10 protein-coding genes are annotated in these 11,283 nt (G+C 43.6%); 6 read left to right on the forward strand and 4 right to left on the reverse strand.

Going from position 1 to position 11,283, the window contains the following annotated elements; translation table 11 throughout:
• Nucleotides 1–141 precede the first annotated feature (141 nt).
• From PseudUWO310_RS05620 to PseudUWO310_RS05640, 5 genes are all read left to right on the forward strand, one after another.
• Nucleotides 142–1,485, forward strand: a complete 1,344-nt coding sequence (locus PseudUWO310_RS05620) for a hemolysin family protein (protein ID WP_009628798.1) — start codon at nucleotides 142–144, stop codon at nucleotides 1,483–1,485.
• Nucleotides 1,486–2,246: 761 nt separating this feature from the next.
• The gene (locus PseudUWO310_RS05625; RefSeq protein ID WP_142599773.1) at nucleotides 2,247–3,425 is read left to right on the forward strand and encodes a sulfate ABC transporter substrate-binding protein; all 1,179 of its coding nucleotides are present in this window, start codon (nucleotides 2,247–2,249) and stop codon (nucleotides 3,423–3,425) included.
• A gap of 92 nt (nucleotides 3,426–3,517) precedes the next feature.
• Nucleotides 3,518–4,384 (forward strand): sulfate ABC transporter permease subunit CysT, encoded by an 867-nt coding sequence (gene cysT, locus PseudUWO310_RS05630; protein WP_142599774.1) that lies wholly within the window; start codon nucleotides 3,518–3,520, stop codon nucleotides 4,382–4,384.
• On the forward strand, nucleotides 4,377–5,252 hold the full coding sequence (gene cysW / locus PseudUWO310_RS05635; protein WP_142599775.1) for a sulfate ABC transporter permease subunit CysW: 876 nt from the start codon (nucleotides 4,377–4,379) through the stop codon (nucleotides 5,250–5,252). The genes cysT and cysW overlap by 8 nt, the downstream gene beginning before the upstream one ends.
• A gap of 265 nt (nucleotides 5,253–5,517) precedes the next feature.
• The gene (locus PseudUWO310_RS05640; protein WP_142599776.1) at nucleotides 5,518–5,787 is read left to right on the forward strand and encodes an NIL domain-containing protein; all 270 of its coding nucleotides are present in this window, start codon (nucleotides 5,518–5,520) and stop codon (nucleotides 5,785–5,787) included.
• 128 nt (nucleotides 5,788–5,915) lie between these two features.
• Here the strand turns inward: PseudUWO310_RS05640 and PseudUWO310_RS05645 are convergent, their stop codons facing one another.
• The 4 genes from PseudUWO310_RS05645 to PseudUWO310_RS05660 all read right to left on the reverse strand — a co-directional run bounded on the left by PseudUWO310_RS05645 (nucleotide 5,916) and on the right by PseudUWO310_RS05660 (nucleotide 8,984).
• Entirely contained in the window at nucleotides 5,916–7,052 is a 1,137-nt protein-coding gene (locus PseudUWO310_RS05645) for a glycosyltransferase (protein WP_223805550.1), read from the reverse strand.
• A 188-nt stretch (nucleotides 7,053–7,240) separates the two neighbouring features.
• Complete coding sequence (locus PseudUWO310_RS05650; RefSeq protein WP_009628592.1) at nucleotides 7,241–7,750, reverse strand: Dps family protein; 510 nt, start codon at nucleotides 7,748–7,750, stop codon at nucleotides 7,241–7,243.
• Nucleotides 7,751–8,188: 438 nt separating this feature from the next.
• On the reverse strand, nucleotides 8,189–8,533 hold the full coding sequence (locus PseudUWO310_RS05655) for a hypothetical protein (RefSeq protein WP_009627762.1): 345 nt from the start codon (nucleotides 8,531–8,533) through the stop codon (nucleotides 8,189–8,191).
• A 94-nt stretch (nucleotides 8,534–8,627) separates the two neighbouring features.
• The gene (locus tag PseudUWO310_RS05660; protein WP_142599778.1) at nucleotides 8,628–8,984 is read right to left on the reverse strand and encodes a hypothetical protein; all 357 of its coding nucleotides are present in this window, start codon (nucleotides 8,982–8,984) and stop codon (nucleotides 8,628–8,630) included.
• Nucleotides 8,985–9,289: 305 nt separating this feature from the next.
• Between PseudUWO310_RS05660 and PseudUWO310_RS05665 the strand changes: the two genes are divergently transcribed.
• A partial coding sequence (locus PseudUWO310_RS05665) for an ABC1 kinase family protein (RefSeq protein WP_142599779.1) occupies nucleotides 9,290–11,283 on the forward strand: 1,994 nt, incomplete at its 3' end.

The raw sequence follows: 11,283 nt of genomic DNA on the forward strand, positions 1-11,283 counted from the left end.
CAGCACATAGAGGTTTGGCAATTCTTACCAAACCTCTATCTTAGTCCTAGGAAACTTGACACAAAATTTGGTATGACAATATATATCTATCATTAACAAATTTCACAAACGATTCACATAAAGTCGTTTTGCCACAAAACAATGTCTTCCCTTGCCTTTGAAGCGCTATTCATTATTTTGCTTGTTATTGCCAATGGCATTTTTGCCATGTCTGAGCTAGCAATTATCTCTGCCCGCAAAGTACGCTTAGAACAATGGGCAAAAGAAGGAAACGCAAACGCCAGATCTGCCTTAAGACTAATTAGCTCTCCCAATAACTTTTTGTCAACTACCCAAATAGGCATTACTTTAATTGGGATTTTAAGTGGTGCTTTGGGGGGTACAACTGTGGCAAAAAGCCTTAAGGAATTGCTAGATACGGTAGTCGTGCTAAGACCCTACAGTGAATCCCTTAGCTTTTCCATCGTCGTTGGCATCATCACCTATCTCTCTCTGGTACTCGGCGAGCTAGTTCCCAAGCGGCTAGCCATGAGCAATGCAGAAAAAATTGCCTGTGCAGTTGCCCCATCGATGCGATTCCTTGCCAATATTGGGACACCGATTGTTTATTTGTTAAGTACATCAACGGAGGCTTTACTTAGTCTATTAGGAATTCAGGCAAACGAGGAATCCCAAGTTACGGAAGAAGAAATCAAAGTGATGATCGCTCAGGGTGCTGAGTCAGGAATGTTTGAAGAAGCTGAACAGGATATGGTCGAGCGGGTATTTCGCTTAGGAGATCGTCCGATCAAATCCTTAATGACTCCCAGAACTGAGATCGATTGGTTAGATGTGGATGCTCCCTTTGAAGAAACGCAGCGAGAGGTTTTAGCCAGTGGACATTCACGTTTCCCCGTCGCCAGAGAAAACCTTGACGACTGTGTTGGCATCGTCGAAATTAAAGCCTTTCTCAATGCGAGCCTCCACGGAAATCCGATCGATTTAGTTAAAGTTAGCAGTCCACCTCTATACGTAGCGGAAACGGCAAGCGCCTTAAGTGTTTTGGAGCAGTTCAAACAATCTGGCGATCGCGTAGCGATGGTCACCGATGAATATGGTGGTGTTGAGGGATTGGTAACCCTAACGGACTTATTAGAAGCGATCGTGGGCGATCTCCCATCTAACGATCGCCAAGGCGATCCCGATGCTATGCAAAGAGAAGATGGTTCGTGGCTGATCGATGGCATGGTATCAAGCGATCGCCTCAAAGAAATCATCGAGGTAGAAGAGCTCCCCTACGAAAAAGATCATAATTACCATACTTTAGGGGGGCTGATGATGACCTATCTCCGCCATATTCCTATGGTAGGAGAACATTTCACTTGGGATAGAATTCGCTTTGAAGTTGTGGATATGGATGGAAATCGCGTTGATAAAGTATTAGTCAACATATCGCCTTTAGAGTCGCTTCCAGACAACGAGCAAAAACAAAACCCTAAAAAGTAGTTCTCAAACAATTCTCAAGCAGTTCTCAAACTATTCTCAAGCAATTCTAAATTTCCCTATTACAGCGAATTACAGCGCTTTGCACTCAAATCCCACCCCAGCAATATATTAAAATTGTTGCTTTGCAACACTTTTAATACCAATTCACGAAAGTGTGACAACACTTTCGTGAATTAAAAACTAAACCAAAAACTAAACCTAGTAAGGATTTTCAAGATAAGAAATGGCTACGCTATTTCTTATCTTGGTATTAAACCGAACTGACATTATTTAGACAAAAAGAATATTAGAACTTCTAATACTTCTGGTTAGTTATACCAATTCACAAAAGTTTTGTCACACTTTCGTGAATTAAAAACTAAACTTCGTAAGAATTTTTAAGATAAGAAATGGCGTAGCCATTTCTTATCTTAATATTGCTGAATATTTAATTAAGTAAGCAGCTAGGCATAATTAAAAGCCAAAACCAGAGAGCTTACCGCATACATAGTGGGCGGTAAGCTCTTCTCGGTTTTAAGTTTACTTATGCCTAGCTAGTTAATGGCAGATTTTATAGCGTTACGAAAGGAAAGCATAAATCAACCAAATTTCAGGAATTAGGGATTAACCGAAATCTGCTTCCGAAGCTTTGAGGAATTATTGATTCCTACCAAAAATTAGCAATGCCGATTTTATTTGTATCTCCAAGAAAAATATTGTATGGTATTTAAACACGGTATTCCTATCAATATATCGTAGATTAATTTCTTGGAGATACGCTCATGAGTTCAAGGCCAAAACCTGTCAGCTTCTTACAATCGTCCATCAAGGCGATCGCTAATTTATTTAGCAGCATATTTAGTCATAAATGGGGACGTAGATTTGTCTCTTTCTTCTTAGCTGGTGCGCTGATCAGCGTCACCTTGGCAGCTTGCACCGCGAGTGACACCAAACCGCCCACAGCAACCGAGACAAAAGCTAGTAGCCCAGCTGCTCAAACATCTCCCGCAGGCACTCCTAAAAAAGATATCGAACTAACCCTCGTCTCCTTTGCTGTCACCAAGCAAGCTCACGAAGCAATTATCCCTAAATTTGTGGAAAAATGGCAAAAGGAGCAAAACCAAAAAGTTACTTTTAAACAAAGCTATGGTGGTTCTGGTTCCCAAACCCGTGCTGTCATCGATGGTTTAGAAGCTGATGTTGTCCATCTTGCTCTTGGTGCTGATACCGATAAAATCGAAAAAGCAGGACTGATCGACAAGGGCTGGGAAAAGGAATTCCCCAATGATTCAATCGTGTCCAAATCCGTTGCGGCTCTCGTAACCCGTGAAGGCAACCCTAAAGGGATCAAAGATTGGTCGGATTTAGAAAAAGATGGCATAAGTTTAATTACTGCTGATCCCAAGACCTCAGGTGTAGCCCGTTGGAATTTCTTAGCATTGTGGAATGCGGCTGTAAAGAAAGGCGGTAGCGATGCTAAGGCTCAAGAATCACTCGTTAAAGTCTTTAAGAATGTACCAATCTTGACTAAAGATGCCCGTGAAGCCACAGATGCGTTCTTTAAGCAAGGTCAAGGCGATGCGCTTATTAATTATGAAAATGAGATTGTTTTGGCTAGTCAAAAAGGACAAAAGGTTAGCTATACCATCCCTGATGTGAATATTTCTATCGACAATCCGATCGCTATTGTTGATAAAAATGTAGCCAAGCATGGCACCAAGGAAGTAGCGGAAGCATTTGTAAAATTCCTCTATACTCCTGAAGCTCAAACTGAATTTGGAAAACTTGGGTTCCGTCCAGTTGACGAAACAGTAGCTAAAGAAAAGCAATTTGTCGATCTTTATCCTAAAGTCAAAGAACTTGCCACAGCGAAGGATCTTGGTGGCTGGAGTGAAATCAACAAAAAATTCTTTGCTGATGGTGCAGCCTTTGATCAAATTCAAGCTCAAATCAAGCGCTAGAGATTACTAGAAGCTAGAACTAGTTTAAACATTTGCAAGGGGCTTCAGCCCCTTGTTGGATCTACCCCAAGTTTTTTGAAACTAACGACAACATGGTAACGACAACCCCTTCCTCGCCCCCTCATAAAAAGCGATCGGAATCGAACCCAATCCTCAATTTCTTTACCAAGATTCCTTGGACATGGGTAATTACTTTTACTTATTTGGCTTTCTTGTTAATTTTGCCGATCGCCGCGATGCTGACCAAAGCCGTCAGCCAACCTTTCGAGAGCTTCTGGAAAACGGCTACTAGTCCCTTAGCCCTATCTAGCTATGAAATTACCTTCGTCACCGCCTTTGCTGCCGCCGCTGTTAATGGTGTCTTCGGAACTTTGATTGCGTGGGTTCTCGTTCGTTACAATTTCTTTGGCAAAAGGTTTTTGGAAGCCGTAGTGGACTTGCCCTTTGCTTTACCGACTGCGGTCGCGGGGCTTACCCTTGCTACGGTCTACAGTGAAAAGGGCTGGATTGGCTCATTATTTGCGCCATCAGGATTTAAGATTGCGTTCACTCGCCTTGGCGTTTGGATCGCTATGATGTTTATCTCATTGCCTTTCATCGTGCGCACTGTCCAACCCGTTCTCTCCGAGTTAGAAAAAGAAATTGAAGAAGCAGCTTGGTCTCTCGGAGCTTCTAAATTGCAAACCTTTATTCAGGTAATTCTACCGCCGCTTACGCCTTCGATTTTAACGGGTGTAGCTCTTGGGTTTTCCCGTGCTGTCGGTGAATATGGTTCGACTGTAATTATTGCCTCCAATACTCCATTTAAGGATCTAATTACCCCAGTTCTAATCTTCCAACGCCTCGAACAATATGACTATGTAGGAGCAACGGTTATCGGTGTAGTCATGCTCGGAATTTCCTTTGTGAGCTTACTTGCCATTAACTTATTACAAGCATGGAGCAAACGTTATGGCTAATCTCAATTCTTCTGTCGCCGATCAACCTCAAAGCTCACCCGAACCAGCCCAATTCAAAGAAAAAAAGAATTTTGCGCCAGCGATTTTAATTGGGATCTCCTTTCTTTACCTAGGGCTGGTGTTGCTGTTACCTGCGGCAAATGTGTTTGTCACCGCATTTAGCAAAGGCTTCGGTCCAATATTGACAGCAGTACAGCGTCCCGACTTCCAAAATGCAATCAAACTTACTCTCGGTTTAGCCGTAATTGCTTTACCTCTCAATACTATTTTTGGACTCAGTGCGGCTTGGGCGATCGCCCGTAACCAATTTCCTGGCAAAGCTTTGTTGCTGAGCATTATTGACCTACCATTTTCGATCTCCCCTGTGGTTGCAGGTTTAATGATCGTTTTGTTATACGGGCGACTGGGCTGGTTTGGCTCATGGCTAGAAGCAAATGACATCAAGGTGGTATTTGCTTTTCCTGGAATGCTACTCGCCACCATTTTTGTAAGTATGCCCTTCATCGCCCGTGAAGTCATTCCCGTTCTTGATGAGATGGGAACCGATCAAGAAGAGGCCGCACGTACCCTTGGTGCTAGTGATTGGCAAATTTTCTGGAGAGTAGTTATTCCCAATATCCGATGGGGTTTACTTTACGGATTAGTTTTAACTAATGCTAGAGCTATGGGCGAGTTCGGTGCAGTATCCGTGGTTTCAGGGAATATCGCTAGTAAGACCCAAAGTTTACCGCTATTTGTGGAAGAATCTTACAAACAATACGAAACTGAAGTAGCCTATTCAGCCGCTGTACTTCTAGCACTATTAGCCGTAGTGACGCTGATTCTCAAGGAAATTTTAGAACGCAGAACCAGCAAGAAACAAAGTTAATTAAAACTAATAAGTAGCTAGGCATAAGTAAACTCAAAACCTAGAAGAGCATACCGCCCGCTGCGCGGGCGGTATGCTCTCTGGGTTTGGTTTTTAATTATGCCTAACTACTTAATTACACAGGAGAGGCGACCTATAGTGTCGTCTTTTTTTGTGATTAATAAACTATATCTAAAAAATGATGGTAATTGTAACAGTCGGAACAAGCTATTTCGACAGCGATAGGTTAGAGTCCTTAGTAAAAAACTATAAGGAGTTTCTCTAAATGACTATTGATACTCGCCCTATAACCAAAGATGTCAAGATCCGCATTCCCGAAGACCTCCATGATGAACCTGTTATTTCTCAATTGATTTCCCAATATGGGGTCGTTGTCAATATTGTGTCCGCCAGTTTAGGCGCTCATGCGGGGAGTGGCTGGTTTCATCTCACCCTTCAAGGTACTCATTCCCAAATTCAAACAGCGATCGCCTATCTCAACGATCTCGATATTGAAATCTGGGAAGATCACCACGACCCCAATACCGCACTTTAGCTACAGCTTTGGTAAACCCCAAAACCAGAAAGCGCAACGCCCGCGTCGCGGGCGTTGCGCTTTCTGGTTTTGGGGTTGCTACTTAATAGACTCAAAACCTTGGGCGATCTATATTCGATCGCCTAAGGTTAGGTATAGTTGCGACCACGCCAACTTTTCGGTCTGGTGAGAGCGGAGATCCAGATACGGATCGCCGCCAAGGGATCGGCAAGCGGAGAGAGCCAAAACCAAAAGCCCACTTCCGTATAACTAGAACGGATACCGAAGGTCAATAAGCAGCGAATGCTAACAAGAAAGACATTCAGCCAAAATAGGATACTCGTAGGTAGTGATGCCGTAGGTTGCCAGATTAACAGAGAAATTAATAGGGGCAGCGGCAATCCCTGCACCGCAGTAAGTAATAGACAATCAGCCAAGGTTTGATTTGGGGTGGAAGCATCTTTGAGATCGAGCGATCGCCCCCATTCGCGCCATGTTTCGCCCATAGAAGTGTACATCCGCACCTGCATTAACGCGGCACCATCAAGGAATCCGACCTTTGCACCTCTCTGGGCAGCAGCTCTGGCGAGAGTAACATCATCACAAAAGGAGGATTTAGCAAGCTCATAGCCATTTAACTCAACCAATTTGGCACGTCTAGATAGGAAGCATTGACCATTTGCCATTACCCGATCTTCAGTGAACTGAGTGCGATCGCCTGTTGCCCCAAATCGGAAAATGAGGGTGATTAATAGGGCTGGTTGTAACCATTGTTCGCCCACAGTCTTAAGGATAAATTTGGGAGAGAGCGACACAATATCAAATTCGTTGGCGGTTGCTTGGGCAACTAGGCTAGCAACTAATCCCTGTTGGGGCAAAGTATCGGCATCAATGCCTAGTACCCATGTACTGGTCGGATCGCTCTGGAGAAAGCCATTATGTAAAGCCCAAGGACGACCGATCCAGCCCTCTGGTAAAGGATCGTCGGTCACAAGCTTTAAAGGAATGGGAAAATCCTGCTGCAATTTCTGGACATATTCGGGCGTGCCATCCTGCGATCGGCTATCAACCACAATAATCTCTTTAGCTGCTTGATCGCGTAAGCCTTCCAAACAGGTTGGTAGGCGATCGATCTCATTTAAAGTGGGAATGACAATCGAGACTTGGGGATTTTGTTTAGCCAGAGTCTCATCCGAGTTAGCTAGAGGCAATAAAGGAGCCGTGCGATCGCGCCCAGTACTGAGCCGCTTTAAAAGTACAAGTGTCGAGGGGACTTGTAACAACAAAAAAAATAGCGAAAAGCCTGTCAAAAAAAGCGGGTTATTCAACTTCGATGGAGATGCTTACATTCTAAAAGCCAATCCTACCTTAATTCGCTCGAACTTATTGGACTCTCCCACGAAATTAGAACCAATATTTTCGTTAAAGTGCCGCAAAAGAGCATTTTTTAACGAAAATATTTTGGTTCTTGCAATTATTCTTCTAGGAGACTTCTCAACATCCAAGCTGTTTTTTCATGGACTTGGAGGCGTTGAGTTAGGAGATCGGCAGTGGGTTCATCGTTGGCTTTTTCGGCGATCGGGAAAATAGAACGAGCCGTACGAGTTACGGATTCCTGCCCTTCAACCAATAACTTGATCATTTCTGTTGCCTTGGGTACTCCTTCAGTCTCAGGGATTGAAGTAAGCTTGGCGTAGGCAGTATAGGTTCCGGGGGCAGGGATGCCTAGCGAACGAATGCGTTCAGCAATGAGATCCACAGCGAGAGCAAGTTCGGTATATTGGGCTTCAAACATAAGGTGCAATGTATTGAACATTGGTCCCGTTACATTCCAATGGAAATTGTGGGTCTTCAGATATAGAGTGTAGGTATCAGCAAGCAAGCGCGATAATCCATCAGCGATCGCAATTCGATCTTCTTCCGATATGCCGATATTAATCGAACTAGACAGGTCTTTATCTGATTTTTCTTTATTTTTAGCCATTACACTTTACTTAAATAGTTTTGCAAGAATTATAACCAACAAAACCATACCAATGAAGCCCCCGATTGATGGGTTTCATTACTATTAAAAAAGAATATAAATCAACTTAAAGAGCCACCATTCTCTTATCGGCTTTTAGGTAGTTCAGCTTTTCAAAGCCCAAAAGTAAAAGCCTTGCTTAGCAAGGCTTTTACTTTTGGGCTTTGAGAGAGGGGTTGCTACGCAAACCCTCTCTCAAAGCTAGTTCCAAATTATCCCCAACTCACGTTAGTTAAATATAAAAACCTAACCTGCGGCGCACGCGCAGCGTGCGCCGCAGGTTAGGTTTTTATACCAATTCACGAAAGTGTGACAACACTTTTGTGAATTGGGATAAAACCCAGTAAGGTTTTGAGATTCCCAAAATGGGAATCTCAAAACCTTACTGGGTTTAAATCTTTAATATTCGATGGTCATACTCTCGTAAGTTATGCCACGGGTGGTACGAATTGTCTCAAGGGGCTTAGCCTTAATTTTGTTCGCAAATTGAGCTTCTGTCATTTCCAAGTTCACCGCATTATTCTCGACTTCACTATCTAACTGCGCGAGATCGCGATCTAGCTCGGCAAGGCGATTAATGATTTGTTGTTGGCGATCGCATACTCGCACCAGTTCTTGTTGTAAGCGCTCTTTCTCATTGGCAAGCTGATGCATCTGAATATATAACGCCGATGGGGTCTTACGCAGAGGCATAGAACGCAACTTCGGTTGAATGGGGCGACGAGATGCGCGAGAAATAGTCATAGAATTTAGTCCCAATCGACATGTGATGGTTTGATTGTCAGGGAAAGTCTTGATGAAGCAATATGTGCTTACTTTGTGATTACTTAATGTGTGATTACTTAATGTTAGATGGCTCAAAGAATACTTTGTATAAAATAAACCCAACTAGAGCCATGATGCCAATGGAGATCGCCGCAGTGACTAGCTTAAACACAAAATTCAGCAATGTAAAAGCAACTAAGCCAATGACGATAATTGCAGCGATTTTGGTCGCTCCAGTTAGACTATTTACCCAAGCAATGAGACTTCCCAGACTGCTTTTAGCAGCATCTACGCTCTTTTCTACAGCAATAAATTCTGGCTCAGCGCGTTTATTAGGATCATGGGGCTGGCTACTTGCCTGTTGCTTGTTGCCCATCACTTCGCGTTCCAATTCACGAAAGCGCTCTTCAAGGTTATCAGTTTGACTCATAGCAGCAATGAATAAAAATCTAGTTTCCATTCTACCGTATTCGCATCTACCCTATTCGCAGAGATATAGCTATAGCCACTTAAGTCAGGACATCAAACCCAATAGAGAGTTGCGGCGCGAAGCGCCGCAACTCTCTATTGGGTTTGATTTTTGTCCTAACATTACTGACTATAGCTATCTATAGCTATACTGCGCTAATTGCAAACTTAAGCCTAGAGACCTATCCCGAATCTTGTAACAAATTGTTAAAATAATCTATAGACTTAGCTTATAGATGAGCCTCCTAAAATCCTACCTAAAATCCTATGTCCGCAACCAAAACAGATTTTGAGTTAGATCGCTACGATATCAATGCGATCGCAAATTATTACCGCAATCAACCTTTGCGGGTCTGGTGGCGATGCATAGTGATTTTTGTACCCCTCATCTGGTTATTTTTGAGGCTTCGCTTCAGCGCTAAATCCTCGACAACTGAATTAAAAAAACTAGCGATCGAATCGCGTAAATTATTAACTCGTCTGGGACCAGCCTTTATCAAAATCGGTCAAGCCCTGTCCACGCGCCCTGATATCGTCCCGCCCATATTCATGGACGAGCTTGCAGAACTACAAGACCAATTGCCCCCATTTCCGAATGAAATTGCTTTTCAGTTCATTCGCGATGCCCTAGGAGCCGATCCCTTGGATGTGTATGCAGAGATTTCCGATAATCCGATCGCAGCGGCATCCCTCGGACAGGTTTATAAAGGCAAGCTCAAAACAGGCGAACTCGTGGCGATCAAGGTACAACGTCCCGATATTGCTGCGGGCATTGCCCTTGATATGTACATTCTGCGCGGTATTGCCACATGGTTAAAAAAGACCTTCAAATTTGTGCGTACCAATTTAGCGGCAATTCTTGATGAATTTGCCAGCCGCATTTTCGAGGAAATGGACTATACCTTTGAAGGTCAAAACGCAGAAAAATTTGCCAAATACTACGGAGAGCTTGAAGGGATTTATGTTCCTAAGATCTATTGGCAATACACCGCTAAGCGAGTATTGACGATGGAATGGATTGAAGGTATCAAGCTCACCAATGTCGAAAAAATCAAAGAACTAGGGTTTAATAGCCGTCACATTATTGAAGTTGGCGTGCAATGTTCTTTACGCCAGTTGCTTGACTATGGCTATTTCCATGCCGATCCCCACCCAGGCAACTTACTGGTCATGGGCGATGGCAAGCTCGCCTACCTTGACTTTGGCATGATGAGCGAAGTTTCCGCAGAACAAAGATTTGGACTCATTGAAGCGATCGTCCATCTGGTCAACCGTGATTTTGCCGCACTTTCTAAGGACTACGTACGTTTGGGCTTTTTGACCGAGGATATTGATTTTACGGCGATCGTTCCCGCCCTATCTGAAGTCTTTAATCCCCCTGAGGGTCAGAGCTTGACGCAAATGGATTTTAAAGACATGACCGATCAGCTTTCCCAGATCATGTATGACTATCCTTTTCAGGTTCCAGCCTACTACGCATTGATTATTCGATCGCTAGTTACTTTAGAGGGAATTGCCTTTAGCGTCGATCCTAATTTCAAGGTTTTAGCTGTTGCCTATCCCTATGTGGCTAATCGTTTATTAAATGACTCCGCGCCCGAACTCAGAATGGCTCTTAAGGATTTACTATTCCGCGATGGGGAATTCCGTTGGAATCGTTTAGAGAATCTATTAAGTAATGCTCAAACTAACCCCGACTATGATTTGAGTGGAACTCTAGACAAAGGAATTGACTTCTTACTTTCCGATCGCAGTGAATTTATGCACGATCGCATCATCGATGAGATCGTTAAGGGTATTGAAGTTGAGACAAGCAAACGCCTGCCCGAAAGACTGCGCAGTTCCCTCATCGGTGATATTGTTGCCGATCCGCAAGTCAAAGCGACGATCGCAAAGCCCGATACTCCATCCAGTTTGGGCTATATCGCTAGGTTATGGTCGATCCTTCAGAAAGATAATGCCATCTCTCCGACGGAAATTTTGCCCTTAGCCACAAGGATTCTCAGTAAGCGTCAAACCCTGACCTTGGGGCGGGATGTGATTTCTAAATTGGCTCAGCGATCGCTAGTGCGTGCGGTTAGGGAAATGTTACTTCGCGACGAGAGAAAATATCAACATGATAAGCAGCAGGATTCCATCAATATTTCCCATAAAATGCCTCTGGTCGAAGAGCGCGAATTAGTCGGTTCTGGTGCTTCTTCTGGCAGTTCTTCTGGTGCTTCTTCAGGCTTACGGCGATCGGTCAATGGACGTAGTTGGTA

Source organism: Pseudanabaena sp. UWO310, from assembly GCF_006861605.1.
In the GTDB taxonomy this organism is placed as follows: domain Bacteria; phylum Cyanobacteriota; class Cyanobacteriia; order Pseudanabaenales; family Pseudanabaenaceae; genus Pseudanabaena.